23 protein-coding genes and 2 tRNA genes are annotated in these 24,414 nt (G+C 53.6%); 13 read left to right on the top strand and 12 right to left on the bottom strand.

What is annotated here, in order from left to right; all coding sequences use genetic code 11:
* Window positions 1-26: 26 nt before the first annotated feature.
* The 10 genes from P0D43_RS12030 to P0D43_RS11985 all read right to left on the bottom strand — a co-directional run bounded on the left by P0D43_RS12030 (window position 27) and on the right by P0D43_RS11985 (window position 11,000).
* Complete coding sequence (locus P0D43_RS12030; RefSeq protein WP_236550875.1) at window positions 27-608, bottom strand: dihydrofolate reductase; 582 nt, start codon at window positions 606-608, stop codon at window positions 27-29.
* 3 nt (window positions 609-611) lie between these two features.
* Window positions 612-1,406: a thymidylate synthase gene (thyA, locus tag P0D43_RS12025; protein WP_394672523.1), complete on the bottom strand. Its 795-nt coding sequence runs from the start codon at window positions 1,404-1,406 to the stop codon at window positions 612-614.
* A 66-nt stretch (window positions 1,407-1,472) separates the two neighbouring features.
* A complete protein-coding gene (locus P0D43_RS12020) occupies window positions 1,473-3,254 on the bottom strand; it encodes an ABC transporter transmembrane domain-containing protein (protein ID WP_394672522.1) in 1,782 nt (593 codons plus the stop codon).
* A gap of 19 nt (window positions 3,255-3,273) precedes the next feature.
* Entirely contained in the window at window positions 3,274-4,392 is a 1,119-nt protein-coding gene (locus P0D43_RS12015; protein ID WP_394672521.1) for a lipocalin-like domain-containing protein, read from the bottom strand.
* On the bottom strand, window positions 4,389-6,947 hold the full coding sequence (locus tag P0D43_RS12010) for an FtsX-like permease family protein (RefSeq protein WP_394672520.1): 2,559 nt from the start codon (window positions 6,945-6,947) through the stop codon (window positions 4,389-4,391). The genes P0D43_RS12015 and P0D43_RS12010 overlap by 4 nt, the downstream gene beginning before the upstream one ends.
* Before the next feature lie 8 nt (window positions 6,948-6,955).
* Window positions 6,956-7,627: an ABC transporter ATP-binding protein gene (locus P0D43_RS12005; protein ID WP_341238170.1), complete on the bottom strand. Its 672-nt coding sequence runs from the start codon at window positions 7,625-7,627 to the stop codon at window positions 6,956-6,958.
* A 43-nt stretch (window positions 7,628-7,670) separates the two neighbouring features.
* Window positions 7,671-8,456 (bottom strand): enoyl-ACP reductase FabI, encoded by a 786-nt coding sequence (fabI, locus tag P0D43_RS12000; protein ID WP_159570859.1) that lies wholly within the window; start codon window positions 8,454-8,456, stop codon window positions 7,671-7,673.
* Between the two features lie 75 nt (window positions 8,457-8,531).
* Window positions 8,532-9,671, bottom strand: a complete 1,140-nt coding sequence (locus P0D43_RS11995) for a glycosyltransferase family 4 protein (RefSeq protein ID WP_394672519.1) — start codon at window positions 9,669-9,671, stop codon at window positions 8,532-8,534.
* Window positions 9,672-9,677: 6 nt separating this feature from the next.
* Complete coding sequence (locus P0D43_RS11990) at window positions 9,678-10,610, bottom strand: UDP-2,3-diacylglucosamine diphosphatase (protein WP_394672518.1); 933 nt, start codon at window positions 10,608-10,610, stop codon at window positions 9,678-9,680.
* 120 nt (window positions 10,611-10,730) lie between these two features.
* Window positions 10,731-11,000, bottom strand: a complete 270-nt coding sequence (locus tag P0D43_RS11985) for a hypothetical protein (protein WP_008249951.1) — start codon at window positions 10,998-11,000, stop codon at window positions 10,731-10,733.
* A gap of 128 nt (window positions 11,001-11,128) precedes the next feature.
* Between P0D43_RS11985 and P0D43_RS11980 the strand changes: the two genes are divergently transcribed.
* The 11 genes from P0D43_RS11980 to P0D43_RS11930 all read left to right on the top strand — a co-directional run bounded on the left by P0D43_RS11980 (window position 11,129) and on the right by P0D43_RS11930 (window position 19,289).
* Window positions 11,129-11,205 (top strand) — tRNA-Val (locus P0D43_RS11980).
* A gap of 78 nt (window positions 11,206-11,283) precedes the next feature.
* A complete protein-coding gene (locus tag P0D43_RS11975; protein WP_159570850.1) occupies window positions 11,284-11,436 on the top strand; it encodes a hypothetical protein in 153 nt (50 codons plus the stop codon).
* A gap of 88 nt (window positions 11,437-11,524) precedes the next feature.
* Window positions 11,525-13,432: a threonine--tRNA ligase gene (gene thrS / locus P0D43_RS11970; RefSeq protein WP_394672517.1), complete on the top strand. Its 1,908-nt coding sequence runs from the start codon at window positions 11,525-11,527 to the stop codon at window positions 13,430-13,432.
* Window positions 13,433-13,462: 30 nt separating this feature from the next.
* Entirely contained in the window at window positions 13,463-13,984 is a 522-nt protein-coding gene (gene infC / locus P0D43_RS11965; RefSeq protein WP_159571815.1) for a translation initiation factor IF-3, read from the top strand.
* A 171-nt stretch (window positions 13,985-14,155) separates the two neighbouring features.
* Window positions 14,156-14,353, top strand: a complete 198-nt coding sequence (gene rpmI, locus P0D43_RS11960; RefSeq protein WP_008249957.1) for a 50S ribosomal protein L35 — start codon at window positions 14,156-14,158, stop codon at window positions 14,351-14,353.
* Window positions 14,354-14,369: 16 nt separating this feature from the next.
* On the top strand, window positions 14,370-14,726 hold the full coding sequence (rplT, locus tag P0D43_RS11955) for a 50S ribosomal protein L20 (RefSeq protein WP_008249959.1): 357 nt from the start codon (window positions 14,370-14,372) through the stop codon (window positions 14,724-14,726).
* A 211-nt stretch (window positions 14,727-14,937) separates the two neighbouring features.
* Window positions 14,938-15,900 carry a phenylalanine--tRNA ligase subunit alpha gene (gene pheS, locus P0D43_RS11950; protein WP_394673724.1) on the top strand — a complete coding sequence of 321 codons (963 nt, stop codon included), beginning with the start codon at window positions 14,938-14,940 and terminating at the stop codon, window positions 15,898-15,900.
* Window positions 15,901-15,931: 31 nt separating this feature from the next.
* A complete protein-coding gene (gene pheT, locus P0D43_RS11945) occupies window positions 15,932-18,364 on the top strand; it encodes a phenylalanine--tRNA ligase subunit beta (protein WP_394672516.1) in 2,433 nt (810 codons plus the stop codon).
* Window positions 18,365-18,410: 46 nt separating this feature from the next.
* On the top strand, window positions 18,411-18,764 hold the full coding sequence (locus P0D43_RS11940) for an integration host factor subunit alpha (protein ID WP_371717251.1): 354 nt from the start codon (window positions 18,411-18,413) through the stop codon (window positions 18,762-18,764).
* A gap of 37 nt (window positions 18,765-18,801) precedes the next feature.
* Window positions 18,802-19,185, top strand: coding sequence for a MerR family transcriptional regulator (locus P0D43_RS11935; RefSeq protein WP_394672515.1), 384 nt, complete (start codon window positions 18,802-18,804; stop codon window positions 19,183-19,185).
* Between the two features lie 27 nt (window positions 19,186-19,212).
* A tRNA-Pro gene (locus P0D43_RS11930) sits at window positions 19,213-19,289 on the top strand.
* Window positions 19,290-19,369: 80 nt separating this feature from the next.
* Here P0D43_RS11930 and P0D43_RS11925 read toward each other — a convergent pair.
* Both P0D43_RS11925 and P0D43_RS11920 read right to left on the bottom strand, forming a co-directional pair.
* Window positions 19,370-19,942, bottom strand: a complete 573-nt coding sequence (locus tag P0D43_RS11925) for an exopolysaccharide biosynthesis protein (protein WP_341238005.1) — start codon at window positions 19,940-19,942, stop codon at window positions 19,370-19,372.
* Between the two features lie 28 nt (window positions 19,943-19,970).
* Window positions 19,971-20,639, bottom strand: coding sequence for a TetR/AcrR family transcriptional regulator (locus P0D43_RS11920; protein WP_394672514.1), 669 nt, complete (start codon window positions 20,637-20,639; stop codon window positions 19,971-19,973).
* A 93-nt stretch (window positions 20,640-20,732) separates the two neighbouring features.
* On the opposite strand from P0D43_RS11920, the gene P0D43_RS11915 reads away from it, so the two are divergent.
* Together P0D43_RS11915 and P0D43_RS11910 are read left to right on the top strand one after the other, a co-directional pair.
* Window positions 20,733-22,082, top strand: a complete 1,350-nt coding sequence (locus tag P0D43_RS11915; protein ID WP_341238003.1) for a GDSL-type esterase/lipase family protein — start codon at window positions 20,733-20,735, stop codon at window positions 22,080-22,082.
* A 14-nt stretch (window positions 22,083-22,096) separates the two neighbouring features.
* Window positions 22,097-24,412 carry a TIM-barrel domain-containing protein gene (locus P0D43_RS11910; protein WP_394672513.1) on the top strand — a complete coding sequence of 772 codons (2,316 nt, stop codon included), beginning with the start codon at window positions 22,097-22,099 and terminating at the stop codon, window positions 24,410-24,412.
* Window positions 24,413-24,414 lie beyond the last annotated feature (2 nt).

Below are 24,414 nucleotides of genomic sequence, written 5' to 3'. Positions count from 1 at the left end.
TTACTCCTTCTAACCCTGTAAAGGGTTTAATTCTTCGCGGGGTGATTGTCTACTTTTGCGTATTTTACAAAATCAAAGCCCCATGCGCGTTCGCTGGTGGCTGGATTGACGATTCGATCTGTTTCCCCGAACCTGGATCGGTCCCAATCTGGAAAACTGGCATCACCGTCAAAGTCGTGATGGATCTCGGTCAGAATCAACTCGTCGACCAGGTTCTGGTTCAGTGCCTGTTGATACAAGTTGCTGCCGCCAATCAAAAACACCTGTTCAAAGCCTGCAAGCCATTTCAGTGCATTGGGCAAGTTTGTGGCTGTGGCAATTTGAGTGGCGCTGCCTTCCGGTAGCGCTGCAGGGTAGGCGATTACGTTTCGAGGCGTGCCGTCTTTGGCGGGGGCGGGCGTCCATTCCGCGTTGCCCGACAACACCACGTTCAGGCGGCCAGGCAGCGGTCGATTAATCGACTCATAGGTTTTTCTGCCCATTAAAACCGGGCACCCCAGGGTGGTTTGCTTGAAAAAAGCCAGGTCTTCGGGCAAATGCCAGGGAAGGCTGTTGTTGATGCCGATAATGCCGTTCTTGGCTACCGCAGCCACAATGGATACTTTCATGATTTAAATCGCCACGGGCGCTTTGATGTGCGGGTGGCAAGTGTAATTCAGAATTTCAAAGTCTTCGAATTTGTAATCGAAAATACTTTCGGGTTTGCGTTTGATTTGTAGCGTAGGCAAAGAATAGGGCTTGCGGCTGAGTTGCTCGGCCACTTGCTGCATGTGATTGCTGTACAGGTGGCAATCACCGCCCGTCCACACAAAATCGCCCACCTCGAGATCGCACTGCTGGGCCACCATGTGGGTGAGCAGGGCGTAACTGGCGATGTTGAAAGGCACACCCAGGAAAATATCGGCACTGCGCTGGTAGAGTTGGCAACTCAACTTGCCATCGGCCACATAAAACTGAAACAGTGCATGGCAAGGTGGCAACTTCATATTGTTGATTTCAGCCACATTCCAGGCGCTCACAATGTGGCGGCGAGAATCGGGGTTATTTTTGATTTGTTGCATCAACTGCGAAATTTGATCGATGTGGCGGCCGTCGGCTGTGGGCCAGCTGCGCCACTGCACACCATAAACAGGGCCCAGGTTGCCGTTCTCATCGGCCCACTCGTCCCAAATGCTGACGCCGTTTTCTTTCAGGTAGCGAATGTTGCTGTCGCCCATCAGAAACCACAGCAGCTCGTGAATGATCGAGCGAGTGTGCAATTTTTTCGTGGTCACCATCGGAAAGCCGTCTTGCAAATTGAAGCGCATTTGATAGCCAAACACGGAACGCGTGCCGGTGCCGGTGCGGTCCATTTTGTCGGTGCCGTGGTTTAGCACGTGCTGCATCAAGTCAAGGTACTGTTGCATGGTGTATTCGCTGCAAATTCGAGGGTTCTTGGATCCGATAAGTTTACCTTGTCGGGCCGATGCACCCTAAGCTGGTGCCATCATTTTCTGTGCATTTTCATCAATGAACTGAAGCGAGGCCAGCTTGGCATACAACCCTTGCCGGGCCATCAGGTCTTTGTGGGTGCCCATTTCGACAATCTTGCCTTCATTCATCACTACAATGCGGTCGGCTGCCATCACTGTGGCCAGGCGGTGAGCAATAATCAGCGTGGTTCGGCCGTGACGGCTTTTTTCAATGGCCTGTTGTACCAGTTGCTCACTTTCTGCATCCAGGCTTGCGGTGGCCTCGTCAAGCAATAGCAAACCTGCATCGCGCAGCACAGCGCGGGCAATGGATACCCGTTGACGTTCGCCGCCGCTTAAGCGCACACCTTTTTCACCCACGTTTGTATCCAGGCCCTCTGGCATTCTGCGTACAAAATGGGTAGCAGCCGCATCGGCAAGCGCCTTGTTGATTTCTTCGGCGGTGGCGTCAGGTTTGCTGTAGCGCACATTGTCCTGAAGGCTTCCGGAAAAAATCACGGCTTCTTGCGATACATAGGCACAATTGGCACGCCATTGCTCCAGGTGCAAACTTTCCAAGGCTTTGCCTTCGATCAAAATTTGTCCCTGGTTCACGTCGTACCAACGCAGCAGCAGGCTGAACAGGGTTGATTTGCCAGCACCCGAAGGTCCTACCACGGCCAATGTCTCGCCGCGTTGAATGCTCAAGTTGAAGTCTTCGAGTATGAGTTTTTCAGGGGCAGAAGGGTAGGCAAAATCAATGTGGTTGAACTCGATCAAGAAACCACCTTGTTTGGGCGGCGGCGGCAAGCCATGTTTGTGAATGGTGGTGTCCAGGTTCAGCAATTCAACCAGCCGCTCGGCTGCACCTGCAGCACGTTGAAATTCTCCCAGTACTTCCGACAAAGCTGCAAAGCCCGCGCCCACAAAGGCTGCATACATCACAAACTGGGCCAATTCGCCTGCGCTCATTTCACCACTGGCCACTGCCTTGGCACCCATCCACAGCACCACCCCCAGGCCTGAAAAGGCCAAGCCAATGGCGACAAACAACAAGGCCGAGCGGTTCACTGTGCGCCTGCGTGCGGTTTGATACGTTTGCTCGCTGGACTTGGTGAATTTGGCTGCTTCGGTGTGTTCCTGGTTGAATGCCTGGACGGTGGTAATCTGGTTCAGAACCTCTTGTGCAATTGCGCTGCTGGCGGCCAGTTTGTCCTGGCTGACCCGGGACAATTTGCGTACGCGCCTTGCCAATATCACCACCGGGATCATGACCACCACGACCAAGAGCAGTACCGCACCCGAGAGCAGGGGGCTGGTGAGCAACAACATCACCAAACCACCCAATGAGGTCAAACTGTTTCGCAAGAAAAAGGACAGGCTGCTGCCAATCAATGTTTGGATGAGTGTGGTGTCGGCAGTAAGTCGTGAAAGTACTTCGCCTATTTTCAGCGTTTCAAAAAACTCGGGTCGTTGTACCAGCAGGTGGCTGTATACGCGGTTGCGCAAGTCGGCAGAAATTCGTTCGCCCAGTGTGGTCACCAGGTAAAACCGCACAGCGCTGGCCATGGCCAGAACGAACACCAATATCAGTAAATAAGCAAATGCGGTATTCAAGCCTTCCGGATTTTCACCAGCCAGATAACCGCTGTCGATAAGCCAGCGAAACATGACTGGCATGGTCAGCGACATGGCCGAGCCAAGCAGCAATGCACCCAGCGCGGCAACGGCCCAGGACTTGTGTGGGCTTATCAGCGAGCCGAGTGTGGAGCCCAGCGTTTGAAGTTTGTTCGTGTTGCTCATTCAGTGTGTGGCATTCGACTTAAAGTTGCATGGGGCGATCATACCCCGTCATTTCAAGATAGCCTCGGCCCCAAGGCGAAGCCTTGTTGCTTTTCACGCGCACGGCGCCTTCCCAATACAAAGTGCCCGTGCTGGCGCGTGCGTCCAGTTCCTGATCATCAAACAGCGGTTCAAGTTCGAAGGTTTGCTCATCGAGTTGCAGCTGTTGCGCCACAGGGTATTGAATTCCGGTTCGGGTTGATTTCCATTGGCGCAACACCTTGAACTGGATTTGCCTGAAATTGCGTACCTCGCCATTGGCCTGGCGAAGTGCCGCATGGGTCCACACCGGGGGTTTGGTGTTGTCGCGGTCGCGAATTTGAAAGGCCATCAGCGACTCGCCCTGATCACCGTGCAAACCAACCCAGTCCCAACCCTGGGCGTTGGGTGCCAATACAGTGCTGGACCATTCATGATCCATCCAGAAGGTGCCTTGCACTGGCAATGTTTTGCCCTCAATGCGAATGGTGCCAGTGCTTTTCAGGTGCGGCATGGTGATGTAATAACTTGCTTGCTCTGGTTTTGGTCCTTTTTGGGAGTAGCCGCCTTGGCCCTGTATCCATGGGGTCTGGGTTTCCGCCATGCTCAGGTTCATCGAAAGTTGCGGTGTATCCACCCGGCATTGCCATTGGCTGCCATTGCCACTTTGCAGGTGCCAGCCTGGCATTCGAATATTCAGTACCTCAGTGCTGCTGGTTTTCAATTCGGCGCCGCCGCGGCCTGCGCGGCGAACGATTTGTTCATGCACCAGCTTGCCTGCCTTGGGCAGCGCCACCGCTGCATGCGCAAATAACAGTTGTTGGGGCGAGAATGCACTGGGGTTTTGAACATTCACATTGGGTGCAGATCTGAAAAACGTAATTCGCACGCCGAAAGCCTGTTCAAATTCAGGGCTTTCAAACCACCCGGTGAAGTACCACCATTCGGTACGAAATGCAGGGTGCACGCCGTGGTCTTGTGGCAGCCTGGGTAGTATCTCTGGGCTTGGCTGCGCGTATACCCGTTCAAGGCCGCGTGCAGCATGCACCGATCGCGGCAAGGCCAGTTGCGCGAGGACGGGCAGCGCCAAGCCTGCTTTCAGAATTTTCCGCCGCATCATGCCCATTCCTCTTTGAGTTGGTCCACCAGTTGTGTATTCAATTTGCCGCGCAGGGCAAGCGTGACTGTTGCGCTGCTCATTGCCACCAACACCACGACCATCAAGATCAGATCACGCCAGGGCGTAAACCATTCCATGGTCCAGTGAAACGATTGTGGATTGACCACGAAAATCAGGATGGCTGCAAATGCAAGGCCAATCGTCAAACCCACGCCAGCCGCCAAAGTCGAGGCCAGAAAGGCTTCGCGTGCAATCAGCTTGAGCATCCATCCCGGGCCAGCCCCAATGGCACCGAGCAGCGCGAATTCGCGCTTGCGTTGCAATGCCATGGCAGAGAAGGTTGTGCCCACACCAAACAGGCCAATCACTATGGCGGCAATTTCCAGCAGGTAGGTGACCGCAAAACTCCGATCGAAAATGTCCAGGCTGATTTGTCTGATTTCTCCGGGCTCGGCAAAGTCGATTTTATTTGACAAGGCGGTAGTGCTGGCTGCCTTTTCAATCCGGGTGATGGCTTCTTTCACCGTAACAGCCTGGTTTGGCCATACAGCGCCTTGAGTGTCTTTGAATTTCACATTGAATTCACTCAGCAGTGCAGCTTTGGGCAACACGATCGCACCGTGCTGCCGGGTGTAGTCGCGCCACACGCCCATCACCGTGGTGGGTATCACGGTGCCCTGGTCCAGTTGCAACACAAGTTGACTGCCTGCTTTTAAACCGTAAAGGTCGGTCATGGGTTCACTGACCCACACTGGCAAAGTACCAGCCTGTGGTGAATCCAGGGTGGTGCCGGTCATTGGCAGGCGTTGCCGGGCCGCGTCGACACCAATCGGTCTTGCAATCAATTCCACGGCAGGTCGTTTCGGGTCGAGCACCAAAGATTGCGAGCCCCAGAATTCAATCAAATCAATGCCTGGCTCCGCAGCCAGTTTGTTTTGAAATTCATCCGGAAATGCTGGAATTGTGGGTGTGTTTAATTTGACATACAGGGGCGCGGGCAGCACCTGCGTTAACCAATTGTCGAGCGAAAAGCGAAAACTGTAGATCATCACATGCATGGCCACCACCAACGCAAAACTGGCCACCACGCCCGATAACCCTACCGCCAGCAAATTCGGCGTACTGGCCAGCCGCGATTTTGCAAGATCCCCAAGGGCAGACAGCTGCGCGGGGTGGCGAATGAATGCGCGCACCACAAGCCCGATCATGGCAATGCCGCCAAACAGGCCGAAGGCAACTGCCAAATAGCCGCCCACGGGAATGTTGCCATATGGAGGAATCCACAGGCAGGCAAGCGCAATTGCACACAGCAGCAAGCCCAACCAGTGCGCTTTGTTGGCAAACTGCAGGCCTGCCTCTTCGGTGCCAGCGCGCAGCCGCTGGTGCAAAGCCATTTGCCCGGTTTGAAATGCAGGGGACAAGCCGCCCAGTAATGTCGCCAACACGCCGAAACCGCCAAACAGCATCGCGTCAACAGGTGCAAGGCTTACCGCACCGTGCGCTGCTTCAAAGTAACCTGCGCCCAAATCAACGCCCAAATAGCGCACTACCGACCAGGCCAATCCCCAGCCCATTGCAACACCCAAGGCCCCACCCACGATGCCGCAGCACATGGATTCAAACAGCACTTGCATGCGCAATGCGCCCGCTTTGGCCCCCAAGGCTGCCAACAAGGCCCATTGGCGCGAACGTTGCGCCACGGCAAGCATTTGAGTTGAAAAGGTGAGAAAGCCACCCGTTAACAGGGCCACCATGGCCAGAATTGACAGGTTGGCACGGTAGGCCTGTGACACACTGGCACCCCGTGTGCCTTGTTCACTGGGCGTTTCAAGGCGGCCCAGGCTGGCGAACTGCGCCTCGTATTGTTTTTGAAATGCAGCCGGACTTACGCCTTCTCTGAGCTTCAGGTCGACTCGGGATATCTGTCCCAGGGTGCCCAGGCGCCACTGCACTGCTGCGATATCCGCCATGGCCAACACCTGGCCCGCACCCGCCGCAGGCACATTGCCCGCAATGCGCCATTCAGCACTACGGTTACCTTGCAGTGTGCTGAGCGTCTGCTGTTCGCCGGGCAACTGTTCTTTCAATGCCGGGCTGATGAATACGTTGTTGCTGTTTAACAGCGGTATGTCGCCTTGCTCTGGGGGGTTCTCTGTTTTTTCATTGGTTTGTCCAATCAGGTTGGGGGTTACCAGGGCAGCGGTAAAAACATCCAGCCCCAACCAACGCACTGGTTTTTCCAGGTCCCTGACTGGTACCAAAATGTCAATGACTGGCGATGCCACAGCCACTTCAGGCAGCACACTGAGTTGGTCCAGTGCGGCTTCCGGCAACAGTTGGCTGTGCGGCAGCAATTGCAAATCGGCCTGCCCGGAAAACTGGCGCACACCGTTGTTGAACTGATCCAGTGCCTGTTTGTGAATCAGGTGCACTGCAAAGCCAAGGCCCACGCCCACTGCAATTGACAACGTGGCGATCAACCATTTGAAAGGCTGGTCTCGCAACGCACCCGAGAACAATTGAAATTTCAATGCGAGTTGCGCAGGTAGGAACATGCCGGATTTCATACCAGTCGGTGCTCGGCCAGGCTGAGTTGTTGATTCAAATGGCCTGCTGCCTTCATGGAGTGCGTCACCATGACCAAGGCACAGCCATGTGTATTGCAGGCTTGCAGCAACACCTGCAGAACACGTTCGGCGTTGTCTTCGTCAAGGTTTCCTGTGGGTTCGTCTGCAAGTATCAGGGGCGGGTTCAAAGCCAGGGCACGCGCAATGGCCACGCGCTGTTGCTCGCCACCCGACATTTCTCGGGGGAAACTATTTGCCTTGTGGGCCATGCCCACTTGTTCCAGCAAGAGTGATGCGTGTGCGGAATCGGGTTTTTGACCCGCAAGCAGAAAGGGCAGTTCAACGTTTTGTCGGGCGCTTAAATGCGGCATCAGGTAGTAGGCCTGAAACACCAGACCCACGTGCCGAAGGCGAATGGCCGCCACTTGATTGGTGTTGAGTGTGCAGATATTTTTACCTGCCCAATACACTTCGCCTGTGTCGGGCTGATCCAGGGCCGCCATCAGGTGGAGCAATGTGGATTTGCCTGAGCCCGATTCTCCAACCACTGCAAGAGATTCACCCTGCTGAAGTTGCAGATTGACGTCTTTAAAAAGCTGAACGCCACCAAGTGTTTTTGAAACCCCCGCTACAGCGAGGGTTGCCGTGTTTGCATGTGCTTGATTCACCTGAATACCGCCCTAGGGTGAAACGTTTTAGGAACAATGTTCCTTATTCTGCCATGCCACCTACAACCGTGCTGTAGCCCGCGTCCACATAGGTAATTTCAGCAGTAATGCCACGCGCCAAATCGGACAACATGAAGGCAGCGGCGTTGCCCACATCGTCAATGGTCACGTTGCGACGCAGTGGGGCCGCGTCTTCCACGGCGTGCAAAATTTTGCTAAAGCCCTTAATGCCAGCGGCAGCCAGTGTTTTGATGGGGCCAGCCGAAATACCGTTGACGCGAATGCCTTTGGGGCCCAGTGATTCGGCCAGGTAGCGAACAGATGCTTCCAGCGATGCTTTGGCCAAACCCATTGTGTTGTAGTTGGGCACCATGCGCACCGAACCCAGATAGCTCAGCGTAAGCAATGCGCCTTCGCGGCCCTGCATCATGGGGTAGGCAGCCTTGGCCAGTGCCGGAAAACTGTAGGCAGAAATATCGTGCGCAATGCGGAACGCGTCGCGTGAAATACCTTCCAGAAAGTCACCTGCAATGGCTTCGCGTGGTGCAAAGCCAATGGCGTGTACCAAACCATCCAGACCATCCCATTGTTTGCTCAGTTCGGCAAACAGGCTTTCAATTTGAGCGTCTTCAGCCACATCCAAAGGAAACACCAACTTGGAGTCAAACTCGGCAGCCATGTCGGTTACACGGTCGATAAAGCGTTCGGTTTGGTAAGTGAAGGCCAGTTCAGCCCCCTGCGCATGGCAGGCCTTGGCAATACCGTAAGCGATTGAACGGTTTGACAGCAGGCCTGTGATCAGAATTTTTTTACCGGCTAGGAATCCCAATTTGTATTGCTCCCGAGAATAGGTTTTGAGTTTTCATTTTGTACCTATTATAGGCAATTCACAGGGCAATCGACTTCAGGGGCGGTTGGACAAAGGTTTGGGGTTGCCCGGCAGCTTCTTGGGGGCAAGGTTGCCCAGTCCAATTGGGGCCAAATAACCTTGAAACTGCTCAGCACAGTTTTCCCAGGTAAACGTGCTGGCGTGTTTCAGTGGCGCATTTCGTTCAATTCTCAATGCGGCCATGGCGGCTGTTTTCAGGTTCCAGTCCAGTACGCCAGCACCGGAACTGCCTACTACATCCAGCGGCCCGTTCACGGGGAAGGCCGCCACGGGGCAGCCACTGGCCATGGCCTCAAGCAGCACCAATCCAAACGTGTCGGTCAGGCTGGGAAAGACAAACACGTCAGCACGTTTGTACAACTCAGACAAGGCAGCATGGTTCAACATGCCAAACCACTTGGCCTCGGGAAACTGCCTTTGAAGCGCCTTGCGGGCAGGTCCATCACCAGCAATCCACTTCTCGCCGGGCAATTCAAGACTTAAAAAAGCCTCCAGGTTTTTTTCCACAGCCACTCGACCCGCGTACAGAAACACCGGTTTTTCCTCCGTGAATTCATTCAGTCGACGCAGCAGTTCTACTTGTTGCGCGTCATCTTGAGGCAAATCGCGCGGGCTGTAACTTAGGTGCTTGCTGGCGGCCGATTGATCGGGATTGAAGCGTTTCAAATCCACACCCCGTTGCCACAGCACGCAGTTGGATAAACCACGATCTTTCAACGTGGTGATTACTGATTGGGTGGGCACCATGACTGCGCGGGAGGGCTTATGGAACCACCGCAACAGTGCGGCAGTAAAGCGAATGGGAATGCCCGACCTCGCTTTGACATACTCGGGAAACTGCGTGTGGTACGCAGTGGTAAAGGGCAACTTGCGGCCATGGGCCAGCAAACGCATGGCCAAGCCAATGGGCCCTTCGGTCACAATGTGCACGGCCTGCGGTTTAAACTGGTCGAGTTCAGTGCGCAGGCGGTTGAAAGGCCACAGGGCCAAGCGAATTTCAGGGTAGGTGGGGCAAGGAATGGTTTTGAACAAACCAGGGTGAATCACCCGCACGTCGTGGCCGCGGGCAGTGAGCTGTGCCACCACCTGGCTGAGCGTTTGTACCACACCGTTGACTTGTGGTGCCCAGGCATCAGTTGCTATCAGAATTCGCATGGTGGTTCACTCCGCTGCTGTGTGCGCAAGCGCTTTTTGTTTGCGAACCGGCAGGTCACGGTGTGGCCAGTGAACAATGTCCAGTTTGCCGCAAGGGTGTTCAACCAGGGCGGTCAGGCTTTCCACCCAGTCGCCATCGTTGCAGTACAACAAGCCGTCGACTTCTTTAATCTCGGCTTTGTGAATATGGCCACACACAACACCGTCGTAGCCGCGGTGTTTGGCTTCATGTATCAGAGCATGCTCAAACTCGAGAATGAAGTTCACCGCGTTCTTGACCTGCTGCTTCAAGAACTGGGACAGCGACCAGTACGGGTAACCCAGCTTGATTCGAATGTTGTTCAGCATTCGGTTCATGGTCAAAGCGAAGGTGTACAGCGTGTCGCCCAGGTAGGCCAGCCACTTGGCATAGCGCACCACCTGATCAAATTCATCTCCATGCACTACCCACAAACGTTTGCCGTCTGCGGTGACGTGCACCGCATTTTCCATAATCGGAATATCGCCAAAGGTCATGCCTGCAAACTGGCGCGCGGCTTCATCGTGGTTGCCGGGAATAAACACCACTTGCGTGCCCTTGCGCGCTTTGCGCAACACTTTCTGAATGACATCGTTGTGGCTTTGCGGCCAAAACCAGCTTTTGCGCAATTGCCAGCCGTCAATAATGTCCCCGACCAGGTACAGCGTGTCGCTTTCATTGTGTTTCAGGAAGTGGAGCAGGGCGTCGGCCTGGCAACCGGGCGTGCCCAGGTGAATGTCTGAAATCCAGATGGTGCGGTATTTGTTGGAACCTTGTTCCTCTGGGGCGGGGTCAGCCGGGTCAGCGCCCTGAGAAACTGCGGATGCCGCTGCATTGAGGGAATGTTCTTCAGTTGTTGTCGCTTTCGCAAACAGTTGTTCGGCAAGTTGCTGCTTGAAATTCAACTGGTTCGAGCGCATTTTTAATGTCCATGTTCTTGTCATGGCCCCATTAAACGCGCTCGATTTGACTACCTTGTGACAGTTATATGACTCTTTTTTGACAAAAACCCCGAGCCATAAACAGCAATGTGACTGGTTTTATTTTGCTTCCAGGCTTTTCGGCAGCCACCAGGTGAAGCCATACAGCAGGGTTTTTGACACCACTTCCATGGTTGGCAAGTTTTTACCGCGCAGTCGCAAGAAGGCAATTGGCAATTCCAGCGTGTGCGCCACCAGCAGCAAAGCGGCCAGCACCAACAGGAAAGGCATGACCAGGCTAATCAGCAAATAGGCTGGAACCACAATCCAGAAGCCGTTCATGACTTTGCGCATGGATTCAAACGATTGAGGGCTGACTTTAATGGCCATTTGCTTTCCTTGTGGGTGAGGTAGGTCTTGAAAAATTGAATATGACAATAGTTCTTGTCAGAAGTCTTGTCAAGCGCGTTTGGACTTGCCCCCGCAAGCGCACTGGTGTATATTTCGCACTCTTCTTTAGGACCGTAGCTCAGCTGGTTAGAGCGCTGCCTTGACATGGCAGAGGTCGCTGGTTCGATTCCAGTCGGTCCTACCAAATTCTCCCCCCAAAACTAAATCATCAAGAATCTCCATTCCGTTGCACAATGCAGGAATCAGGTTTGCATTTGCATGCTTGAAACCTTCAGGAGTGCTGGCCATGGGCCATGAACAGAAAAGCAACAAGATGGACAAGAAGAAAGCGCTAAGCTCACCCAAAGAGAAAAAAGCGGCGAAGAAAGTGAAAAAAGACATCAAGGAAGGCATTCACAAGCCCAAATTGGTTTGATTTCAACATTCAGGCACCGATTGAAAGGCTAAAATAGAGGGTTGATGAAAAGTCTATCCAAGCCTAAACAATCGTAAGGGAAGTACATATGCCAGTTATCCGCCTGCCTGACGGATCCGAACGTGTTTTCGATCACCCCGTGACAGTCGCCCAAGTGGCTGCAAGCATCGGCCCCGGTTTGGCGAAAGCCGCCTTGGCCGGCACGGTAAACGGCACGCTGGTTGATACCTCCTACACCATCGAAAGCGACTCCTCACTTTCTATCGTCACTGAAAAGGACGAGGAAGGGCTGGACATGATTCGCCACTCAACGGCCCACCTGTTGGCCTATGCCGTGAAGGAATTGTTCCCCACAGCGCAGGTCACCATTGGCCCGGTCATTGAAGACGGCTTTTACTACGACTTTTCTTACGAGCGCCCCTTCACCCCTGAAGACCTGGAAGCAATCGAGAAAAAAATGGCCGAGTTGGTCAAGCTCGATGAAGTGGTTACCCGCGAAGAATGGGTTCGCGACGACGCCGTGCAGTTTTTCAAAGACCAAGGCGAGCATTACAAAGCGGAAATTATTGCCAGCATTCCCAGCAACGAGAATATTTCCCTGTACCGCGAAGGCAAGTTCATCGATTTGTGCCGTGGGCCCCATGTGCCCAACACCGGCAAACTGAAGCACTTCAAGCTGATGAAAGTGGCTGGTGCCTACTGGCGCGGCAATTCAAACAATGAAATGTTGCAGCGTATCTACGGCACGGCCTGGACCAAGAAAGAAGACCTGGCCGCTTACCTGCACCGCCTTGAAGAAGCTGAAAAGCGCGACCACCGCAAACTGGGCAAGCAGCTTGATTTGTTCCACATGCAAGACGAAGCGCCAGGCCTGGTGTTTTGGCACCCCAAGGGGTGGGCACTGTGGCAGCAGATTGAACAGTACATGCGCAAAGTGTATCTGGATGGTGATTACCAGGAAATTCGCTGCCCTCAGATTCTGGACCGTAGGCTGTGGGAAAAGTCGGGTCATTGGGACAACTACAAAGAACACATGTTCACGACCGAATCGGAAAAGCGCGACTACGCCTTAAAGCCGATGAACTGCCCGGGTCACATCGAGGTGTTCAAGAGCGATTTGCGTTCATACCGCGACTTGCCTATGCGCTATGGTGAGTTTGGTGCATGCCACCGCAATGAAACCTCCGGTGCCTTGCACGGCATTATGCGAGTGCGTGGCTTCACGCAAGACGACGGTCACATTTTCTGTACCGAAGATCAGGTTCGCGAAGAGGTGACCAAATTCAACCAGGTGGCCATGCAGGTGTACGCTGACTTTGGTTTCAATGAAATCAATGTCAAGTTGGCCTTGCGCCCCGAGGCCCGTTTGGGCACCGATGAAACCTGGGACAAAGCCGAAGATTCCCTGCGTGCTGCCTTGAAGGCCTGTGGCGTTGAGTGGACCGAGCTGCCGGGCGAGGGCGCTTTCTACGGCCCTAAAATTGAATACCACATGAAAGACTCGATCGGTCGTTCATGGCAGTGCGGCACCATTCAGGTTGACTTCCAGTTGCCTGGTCGCTTGGGTGCCGAATATGTGGCTGAAGACAACAGTCGCCGCGTGCCTGTTATGCTTCACCGTGCCATTGTGGGTTCAATGGAGCGCTTCATCGGCATCTTGATTGAAAATCATGCGGGTGCCATGCCCGTGTGGCTGTCGCCGGTGCAAGTGGTGGTTGCTACCATCACTGAAGCGCACAATGAATACGCGCACAATGTGGTGCAAATGTTGAAAAAACAAGGCATTAGGGTGGAGGCGGATTTGCGTAATGAAAAGATCAATCGTAAAATCCGTGAGCATACTATGCAGAAAATCCCGTATATCGCTGTAATCGGCGACGCGGAACGTGATGCAAACCAAGTTGCTGTGCGCCTGCGCGGTAACGAAAACCTGGGCTCCTTGCCTGTTGATGAATTCGTTCAGCGCTTGCTGGGTGAAATCAACAGCAGGGCCTGATTTTATTTAACCAGAAGAAAGAGGCTAGACATCGTAGCAGAAAAGAAAAATCGCACGAACGAGGAAATTCGTATCCCCGAAGTGCGCCTCATTGGAATTGAGGGTGAGCAGTTAGGCATCGTTAAAACGTCAGACGCGCTGCGGATGGCTGAAGAAGGCGGTGTGGATTTGGTAGAGATTGCACCCCAGGCGGTGCCGCCAGTGGCCAAGCTGATGGATTACGGCAAGTTCCGTTACCAAGAGCAAAAGAAAGCTGCTGAGGCCAAATCCAAACAAAAACAGGTTCAAATCAAGGAAATCAAGTTCCGCCCCGGAACAGACGACGGCGATTACAACGTGAAGTTGCGTAATTTGACCCGTTTTCTGGAAGACGGCGACAAGTGCAAAGTTACCTTGCGCTTCCGCGGACGTGAAATGGCTCACCAAGACATTGGTGCCCGCCTTTTGGAGCGTGTTCGCAACGACCTCGAAGAAATTGGTCAGGTAGAACAAATGCCCAAAATGGAAGGCCGCCAAATGGTCATGATGATTGCGCCACGCAAGAAAGTGTAATTTTCCAAAAAGATTGCCAGTATTAGCAAACCCGCGCTATAATCGCGGGCTTGCTGCATTGTGCGTAAAAACACAGCGCAACAAATTGCCCACCAGGTCAGAAAAGTGCTTCGTCGAAGCCACCTGCAAGCAGGTTTGGTTCAATTACCAAACAGTATCAGGAGCACCAAGATGCCCAAGATGAAGACCAAAAAGAGCGCCTCCAAGCGTTTCTTGGTCCGCTCAAGCGGATCGATCAAGCGTGGCCACGCCTTTAAGCGCCACATCCTCACCAAGAAAACGACCAAAAGCAAGCGTCAATTGCGCGGCATGGAAACGATTCATAAATCAGACATCGGTCGCGTTCGCGACATGATGCCTTACGCATAACAGGGAGGAGTGTCAAATGCCTAGAGTAAAACGTGGTGTAACGGCTCGCGCCCGTCACAAAAAAGTTATCGCCCAAGCCAAAGGCTTCCGCGGTCGTCGTAACAATGTATTCCGCGTTGCCAAGCAAGCGGTTATGCGTGCTGGTCAGTACGCATACCGTGACCGTCGCAACAAGAAGCGCGTATTCCGCGCCCTGTGGATCACCCGTATCAACGCAGCAGTGCGTGAACACGGCATGACCTACAGCGTATTCATAAATGGCTTGAAGAAAGCTGCAATTGGCCTGGACCGCAAGGTGTTGGCTGATTTGGCAGTGACCGACAAAGCAGCATTCGCTGCCATCGTGGGTCAAGTGCGTGCAGCGCAGGCCTAAGCTAGTCAAATAATTGTCATAAGTGTTACCAGTGAGGTATTTCACTTAAGTCGGCGAAAAGACTAAACAAAACGGAGCTCTCGGGCTCCGTTTTTGTTTTCAGGCGGTACAATTCAGGGCTCTACGCAAAGCCGTTCCAATCTCAAGAAGAATCGACCCAATACCCATGGATGCATCGCTTTTAGCCATTCTTACCGAGGCCGAACAGGCCATGTCATCGGCAACCGACCCGGCCAGTCTTGAAAACATCAAGGCCCAGTTTTTGGGCAAGCAGGGCAAGGTCACCGAGTTGCTCAAAGGCATGGCAGCGCTGTCGCCCGAAGAAAAGAAAACCCGCGGCGCGGAAATCAACCAGCTTAAGCAGCAGGTTGAGGCCGTGTTGAATGCCAAGCGCCAGGCGCTGGCCGATGCCGCCATGCAAGCCAAGCTGCAGGCACAGGCCATTGATGTCACCAAGTCTTGTCGCATGCGTGGCACCGGCGGTTTGCACCCAGCCATGCGCACACTAGAGCGCATTGAAGAAATTTTCACCACCATTGGCTTTGATTTGGCCGATGGGCCTGAAATTGAAACCGATTTTCACAACTTCACCGCATTGAACACACCGGAGAATCACCCCGCGCGTTCCATGCACGACACCTTCTACGTTGAAGGCACCGGCGGTAACCTGCTGCGCACGCACACCTCGCCCATGCAGGTGCGCTACATGCAAACCAACAAGCCGCCCATTCGCATTATTGCGCCGGGCCGCGTGTACCGCGTAGACAGCGATGCAACCCATTCGCCCATGTTTCATCAGGTTGAAGGTTTGTGGATTGATGAAGGTGTCAGTTTTGCTGATTTGAAAGCGGTGTTCATGGATTTCCTGAAAACCTTTTTCGAAACCGACGACATCACCATTCGTTTTCGCCCCTCGTTTTTCCCGTTCACTGAACCGTCTGCGGAAATTGACATGGCATTCACCAGCGGCCCCAACAAGGGCAAGTGGCTGGAAATTGCCGGTTGCGGACAGGTGCACCCGAATGTGTTGCGCCATGTGGGCATCGACCCGGAAACCTATACGGGCTTTGCCTTTGGTGTGGGCCCCGACCGTTTGACCATGCTGCGCTATGGCATCAACGATCTGCGCCTGTTCTATGAAAACGACATTCGTTTTCTGCAGCAATTCAATTAAATTTAAATAAACCAGTTTTGGATATTTCAAGATGCAATTCACAGAATCCTGGTTGAAGTCTCTCGTCAACACCCCTTTAAACACGCAAGAGCTGGGCGACAAGCTCACCATGGCGGGTTTGGAGGTTGAAGAACTTGAACCCCTGGCCCCAGAATTTTCTGGCGTGGTGGTGGGTTTGGTTGTTAAAAAAGACAAGCACCCCGATGCCGACCGCTTAAGCGTGTGCCAAGTGCAGGTTGCCGAGGGCGATGTGCGCCAAATTGTGTGCGGTGCCCCCAATGTGGCTGAAGGCCTGAAAGTACCTTGCGCCTTGCCCGGTGCCGAGTTGCCTGGTGGCTTTAAGATCAAGCCCACCAAAATGCGCGGTGTTGAAAGCGGCGGCATGTTGTGTTCCGGCAAAGAATTGGGCGTGCCCAGCGATGTCGATGGCCTTCACATTCTGAGCAGCGACTTCCCCGTGGGTGGCAATGTGCGTGAACTTCTCGGATTAAACGAGATGAAGTTCACCCTGAAAATGACACCCAACCGCGCGGACTGTTTAAGCGTGTGGGGCGTGGCCCGTGAAGTGGCAGCACTGACAGGCGCAGCACTGAACGCACCTTCATTTGCACCTGTGGCCGCAAGCATTGGCGACACACTGAATGTGAAAGTTGAAAACACCGATCTGTGCGGTCGTTTTGCCGGGCGCGTTATTCGTGGTGTGAACAACAATGCAAAAACACCGCAGTGGATGGTTGATCGCCTTGAAGGCGCAGGCCAGCGCAGCTTGAACGCCTTGGTCGATATTTCCAACTACGTGATGCTTGAACTGGGCCGCCCCAGCCATGTGTTCGACCTGGACAAAGTGCAGGGCGACCTTACCGTGCGTTGGGCACGCGACGGCGAGAAGCTGAAGCTGCTCAACGACATGGAAGTAACGCTGAAGCCGCACATGGGCGTGATTTGTGATGCCAATGGCCCCGAAGCGCTGGCTGGCATTATGGGTGGGGACCACACTGCAGTGAACGAAGGCACCACCCATATTTTTGTGGAAGCTGCGTTTTGGCACCCCGACGCCATTGTGGGCCGTGCGCGCGAATTCAATTTCTCGTCCGATGCCTCGCACCGATTTGAGCGTGGCGTGGACTTCCAAACCATTCCCGAGCACATTGAGCGCATTACCAGTTTGATTCTTGAAATTTGCGGTGGCCAGGCTGGCCCCGTGGTGGATCAGGTGTTGAACCTGCCTGCACGCAAGCCGGTTACGCTGCGCCATGCGCGTGCTGAAATGGTGATTGGCATGCCATTCACTGTTGAGCAAGTAAACGATGTGTTCACCAAGCTGGGTTTTCAGTTTTCAACCGAGGGGCAGGGCGCTGAAATCCGCTACGTGGTCAACCCACCTAGCTACCGCTTCGACATTAATATTGAAGAAGACCTGATTGAAGAAGTGATTCGCGTGGTTGGCTACGACAGCTTGCCGCTGCGCGCGCCCATGGGCAAGCTGAAAATGCTTCCTGCCGCTGAAGGCAAAATTGGCCGCCATGCCATTCGCCGTCAAGTGGCAGCGCTGGGCTATCAGGAAGTGGTCAGCTACAGCTTCACGCCCGAACAATGGGAGGCTGACTTCAATGCCAACACCAACCCCGTGCGCCTGCTGAACCCGATTGCAAGCCATTTGAGCGTAATGCGCTCCACCTTGATAGGCAGCTTGGCTGGGGTGTTGAAACACAACCTGGGCCACCGTGTTGACCGCTTGCGCGTGTTTGAAGTGGCCCGTGTGTTCGAGAAAGACGACAAGGTGCAAGACGGTGCGCAAACCGTGGCCGGTTTCAAGCAAACCTGGAAATTGGGCGGCTTGGCCTATGGCTTGGCCGACCAGCTGCAATGGGCTGCCGGCAATAACCGCGCACTCGATTTCTTTGATGTAAAAGGCGATGTAGAGCAATTGCTGCATGGCCGCAAGGTGGACTTTGAAGTATTCGATGCTGCAAACCCACACCCAGCCTTGCACCCAGGCCGCAGTGCCCGCGTGTTGGTGAACAAGCAGCCCATTGGTTTTATCGGCGAGCTGCACCCCAAGCTGGCACAAGAGTACGATTTGCCCCAAGCGCCTATTGTGTTTGAGTTGCTGCTCGATGGCCTGAACACCCGCAAGTTGCCTGCATTCAAAGAGGTGTCCAAGCAACCTGTGGTGGTTCGTGACCTGGCGTTTGTGGTGGACCAGGCAATTGCTGCTGCGCAACTTAAAAAAGCCTTCACGGAAGTGAAAGATGACAACCTTGGCTGGCTGAAATCGGTTATCCTTTTTGATGAATTCGTACCGAAAGAAGAAGGTAAGGGTCTGAATCTAAATGAGAAAAGTTTGGCATTCAGGTTAACCCTCCAGGCCGCGGACCGCAGCCTGACCGATGCAGACATCGAGCCATTGTTAAAGAAAATGATTGAGCAAGCCAGCCAGCGTTGCGCTGCTCGTTTGCGATAAAAATATATTTGGTTAATAGGTAGAACTCACTGTGGATCAATTTGTGTTGAACGACGACCGAAGTAACGAGATGACAGCCCGCTCCGACCGCATGGACCTGATTGAAGACGGTCTGGCATCGGGGTCTCTGACCAAAGCCGAACTGGCTGAAATGCTGTTTGACAGCTTGGGCCTGAACAAGCGCGAAGCGAAAGATTTCGTCGATGCGTTTTTTGATGAAATTCGCACCACTCTTGAAGGTGGTGACTCGGTCAAATTGTCGGGTTTTGGCAATTTTCAGCTGCGAGACAAACCACAACGCCCAGGTAGAAACCCAAAAACTGGCGAAGAAATTCCCATTGCAGCGCGTAGAGTGGTAACCTTTCATCCCAGCCAGAAACTTAAAGCTTTGGTTGAATAATTTTCACTAAATTATTTAAGTATAAGCCAATTACTCAATGCAAAAAACCGTAAACCCAGACGGAACGCCACCCTCAGCCAGCTTGCCGCCCATTCCGGCCAAGCGTTATTTCACCATTGGTGAGGTGTCTGAATTGTGTGGCGTTAAAACCCACGTGCTTCGCTATTGGGAGCAAGAATTCACGCAGCTGAAGTCGATTACCCGCCGTGGCAATCGCCGTTACTACCAGCATCACGAAGTGCTGTTTATTCGCAGAATTCGTGAATTGCTGTATGAACACGGCTTCACCATTAACGGCGCACGCAATCGTTTGGATCAAGAAAAAAATGGTCCTGCGGGCGATGCACCGTTGCCAATTTTGATTGATCGTGAAGTTTTGAAAGAACAATTGCTAAATTTGCGTGAAGCCCTGAAAGCTTAAACGTTTCTAGGTATAATCCAGCCTTCTCGGAATGTGGCGCAGCCTGGTAGCGCACTTGCATGGGGTGCAAGGGGTCGGAGGTTCGAATCCTCTCATTCCGACCAAAATTGAAAAAGCCCAAGTCTAAAAGCTTGGGCTTTTTTGTTTTAAAATTGAGCAAATTTCTTTGCCTGTAAATTTCATTTCACACTACTCTCAATATCAACCACACCAAAAACCCCAACACACCGACACCCACCAAGCCAGTCACAATGCCCGCGATGATCGCAATACCATCGCGCGCCATCAGCCCAAGCCCAATCAATATAAGTGCAACTGCGGGGGTGCCGTTGCCACCGGGTATGGGCAAAAAAATGATAAAGCCCATTAGCGCGATGAAGGGAACAAGCCAGCCCCTGTGGGCGGGGCTGCTGAGTGCTTCAAGCCGTGGTTTGCACACCAGGTCAGCTTTGGTGTAGATCCACGTCAAAATCTTGATCATCCGGGTGGCTGATGTTTTGGACAGTTGAACGCGGCACACCGATTCAGGCAGGCCGTGGCTGCTGTCGTTGATCCACATCATGCGTGCAATTGCCCAGATTCCGAATGAGAACAAAAAGCCTGAGAAGGGAATGGGCAGCAGGGTGAGCACTGCGAGAAAAAGCAGCAATGCGCCGTGGGCGGATTCGCCGTGCATGTCGGCTAAAAATCGCACGGAAACTTTGTCGTCGTGAGGGTGTGCAACTGCCAGTTTCAGGCGCAGAAGTAATTCGTTCATGCGGCAGTATACCTGCGATGTATTGCACTCAAATGTAGCCTTTCACGCCGAGTTCGCGGCCCATGCCGCCAAACACGCGCTCGGTGCCGTCCACCAGTTCCTTGACTGGTTGTTTAAAGTCGGTGGCTATCCAGCTTTGGCACAAATGAATAATTATACCCACAGCGCTTTTGGCCATCACACGCAGCACTTTGTCGGGCACTTTGGGGCCGCTTAAAAACGGCCGGGTAAATTGCAGCATCAGATCGACAAACGCATCGTAACGCTCACCGTACATTTCGCCCAGTTGGCCACGCACGGTCATGGCTTCAATCAATATTAGCCGCGCTTTAACAGGGTTGCGCTGTACAAAGCCAAAGCTTTCCTCAAGCCCGGCGCGGACCAGTTTGCGGGCGTCCATGAGGTGGGGGGAGACTGCCGCCAAAATGGATTGCATGTAGTCTCGCGTTGCTGATTCATAGGCAGCAGTCAACAGGGCTTCGCGGCTGGGAAAGGTTTGGTAGAAGTAACGTTTGGTCAGGCCAGCTTCTGCACAAATGGCATCAATGCTGACGGCTGCGAAACCTTGCGTGCCAAACAATTGAACGGCAGCTTCCACCAATGCGCGTTTGCGTGCGGTCTTCCGTTCCTCTGCGGATTTACCGCCATAGCTGCGAAGTGTGGCCGGCTGGGACAGGGTGTGATTGGGTTCAGTCACGATTTTTTTGCATGTTTTGAAATATTTGACACGGAATCGTATCACATTTATTCTGATACGCAATCGTGTCAAATTTATCAATTTTTCCTTGTTATGAACATTTCATTTACGCGTGTTGTGGGCATGGTTTGTGCCCTGTTGCTGGCAGCCTGTGGTGGCCAGCAGGGTAGCGGCGCCAATGGCTCTGCTATGGTGCGTGCAAGTAGCGCCAACTTTTGCACGCCCATTCAGGGCAATTCAGTACCGGACCGCGCGGTTACCTCATGGAAAACTGCGCCCGGCGACGCGCTGATTACGCACCCCATCAGCTTTTTAACGGTGCGGCAATCGTTTGCGCCGCACTGGGCGGGTGATGTGGTGCGCTTGCGTTTAAGCAACAGGTATTCAAGCCTCCCAGTTACTTTTAGCAATATTCATTTGGCTGAGGAAGCCGCACCGGGCAGTGCCGATATGGTGCCCAATACGCAATGTTTGCTCACCTTCAATGGCCAGCCCAGCGTAACTTTACAGGCCGGTGAAACGGTGGTGAGCGACTGGATGGTGTACCCGGTGCAGGCGTTTAAACGCTTGGGGGTTAGTTTTTACGCACCGGGCCTTACGCCACAGGTAACCCGCCATTTGAATGCGAATGAAGTGCTGTACCTGAGCCTGCCCGGCGACCATGCCGCCAATGCAGATGGCAGCGTTTTTGTGGCTGCGCCTGAGGGTTACACCGCCAATTTTTTGGTGATTGAAGCACTGGAAGTGTTGGCGCGGCCCGAGGTTAGCACAGTGGTTGCAGTGGGCGATTCCATCACCGATGGGTCAGATTCAACCACGGCGTTGTTAAGCGGACGCGGTTCGCCACTGGTGGCCACCGATCAACGTTATCCCAACCATTTGCAGCGCCGCTTCAACGATGCGGGCATGCCTTTTACCGTGGCCAATGCGGGTATTGGTGGCAACGAGCTTTTGCGCGATGGCTGGTTGCCCCAGTTTGGTAAATCACTGCTTGCCCGTTTCGATGCCGATGTGCTGCAAACCCAGGGTGTAAGCCATGTGTTGGTGATGATAGGCACCAACGATTTCGGAAACCCCAAACCAGGGCAAGCACCCACATCTGAAGCACTGATTGCAGGGTACCAAGAGTTGATTGCCAAAGCCCGGAATGCAGGCTTGAAAATTATTCTGGGCACCATACCGCCTGCGCAAGGAACGGTGACAGAGTTGGTGCCTGTATTGCACGGTACTACAGCCGCAACACGTTCTCGTGATGAAGCCAATGCCTGGATACGCAGTCAACATTTGAGTGATGGTGTGGTGGATTTTGAGAAGTGCCTGGAAGATAAAAACCGTGCGGGTTTTTTGGCTGAGGAATACAACAGCGGTGACAACCTGCACCCCAACCCGGCAGGTTACGCCGCCATGGCGGACTGCGTGAATTTGAATCTATTTAGAAATTGATTTGAGAGATGGGCATGAACACTTTGTTTACACGCAGTATCCACTTTGCATTGCCTTTGTTGATGGTTGCAACAGCAGGCCTGCTCAATGGCTGTTTGGGCAGCAGCGACAGCACAACGGCGGCCAATGCTGTACGCACGTCCCCCAGCGCCGTACAAGCTGCGCAGGTGGAGATGGGCGAGCAAACCATCGCCTTGCGCAATGCCAATGGCAGGGTGGAAGTGTTGAAAAACCCGTTGAGGATTCGTTTTTTTAATGCAGCCGACGAGTTGGTGCTTGAGCAGGTAAGTAGCAGTGGTGGTGTGTTTGAACCGGGCTTTGCTGTGGATGAACCGTTGGGCAGCGACTACCTTCCGCGCATGTTGTTGAATGCGCCTTTTAGTTACATGGTGGGCGCTGAAATTGTGCCCCAATTGCGGGCCACGCCATGGGTGGGCAATTACCTGACACAGGCCTTGGTGGGCTTGCAGTACCATGGCACCGAAGTGTTGGAGGCCAACAAAACCGCAACCGGTGTGGCATTGACAATTGCCACCAACGACCCGACCGGGCGTGTGATTGATGTGGAAATAGCGCCTGCAGACAACAACAGTTTTGAAGTGCGCATGGCAGTGAAGCCAGCTTCGGGTGTGGTAATGGTGGCTGACAGTTTTGTATTGCAGCAAGAGGAATCGTTTTACGGTTTTGGTGGGCGGCACAATGCGGTTAACCAGCGCGGCAACTTGCTCACCAATTTTATTCAGGCACAAAATATTGGTGCAGGCCCCTTGGCACCTGTGGCCAATTTGGCTTCCGGGCAGGGTGAGGGCTATATGTTCCCTTCCGGGCCTGATGCGGCGTACTACATTTCCACAGCATTTGCGTCCACGGGCGGATATGGCTTCATGCTGGACAGTACTCGGCCTTCACGCTACGACCTGGGCGCATCAAATACTGATGCATGGCAGGTGAATGTGTCGGGCAGCGAGATGATTTACCTGCTGGTACCCGGTACCGAGAAAAAAGCATTGCAAGGTTTGGCGGGTTTGCAGGGACGCCACCGAGTGCCGATGCAAGCTGACCTTGGTCCAACCCTGTCACGTGCAGTGCGGGTGCTGTCTGCTGAGGCGGATGACGCCACCAGTTACGAGGCAAAAATTTGGGACGACATTGCGCAGATAGATGCTTTCAAATTGCCTGTGAAAGGTTATGTGTTTGAAGGTTGGGAAATTTTGCCACGCGAGACCAGCAAAACAGTCATCAAGGCTTTGCACGACAGAAACATACGCGCGTATTTGTACATTCGAAATTATGTAGGGCTTGATGTGGCCAACACCGAGCGGCCTGAAACCTTCACTGAAGCTTTGCAAGAAGGTTATGTGGTGAATGATGCTGCCGGTTTGCCCTACCTGTTTGGCACGCCCTTTGGCGGGCTGGGTGCAGCAATCGACTTCACCAACCCTGAGGCGGTTGCTTGGTGGGAAGGTCGCATTCGAGAGATGCTGGAAGAGCTTGGGGCCGACGGGTTTATGCAGGATTTTGGCGAACACATTGCGCTGGACATGCATTTTTTTGACGGCAGTACCGGCGCGACCATGCACAACCATTACCCGACCGTGTTTCACCAAACCACGCGAAAAATCATCGATGACATTGAAAGTAAAACCGGGCGACACATTTTTTTCTGGACCCGCGCCGGGTATTCGGGGCGGCAGGGTAGTTCGGGGTTTGAGTCATCGAATTTTCCCGGTGATGAAACCAGCGACTGGTCGCGCGCCTCGGGCATCGCCTCATTGACCACAGACATGTTGAGTCGTGGTGCGACAGGCTCGTACGGCTACAACACCGACATTGGTGGCTACTTTGACTTTCACACAGGCCCGGCCAGCGCAGAGCTTTATACACGCTGGTCATTCTGGGCGGCTTTGTCGCCTGTGTTCAGGGTGCACAATTCTTCCAGCAACGGCGTGCGCATGCCCTGGTTTTATGGCGAAGAAACTTTGCAACACTGGCGCAAGGCGGCCGAGCTGCATTTGAAAGCGGCACCACTGATCATCAAACTGTGGCAAGAGGCACAAACCACGGGTGTACCGCCTGTGAGGGGTTTGTGGGTGGAGTACCCTAAGGATGAACGCGCCCGGCAGGAAGACCAGCAATGGATGTTGGGACCGGATGTGTTAGTGGCCCCGGTGGTAGAGCAAGGTGCTAGCACCCGCGACGTTTATTTGCCAAAAGGTTGCTGGAAGCATGTGGATACCGGTGTGCAGTACGAAGGGCCGCGAGATGTGACGGTCCCTGCGCCGATTGATTCGTTGCCCTATTTTTTCCGTTGTGGAAGCAATCCGTTTTAAAT

Source organism: Limnobacter sp. (genome assembly GCF_043511195.1).
GTDB lineage: Bacteria > Pseudomonadota > Gammaproteobacteria > Burkholderiales > Burkholderiaceae_B > Limnobacter.
The sequence above is the reverse complement of the archived record's forward strand: the minus strand, read 5'-3'. Positions and strand labels throughout refer to the sequence as shown.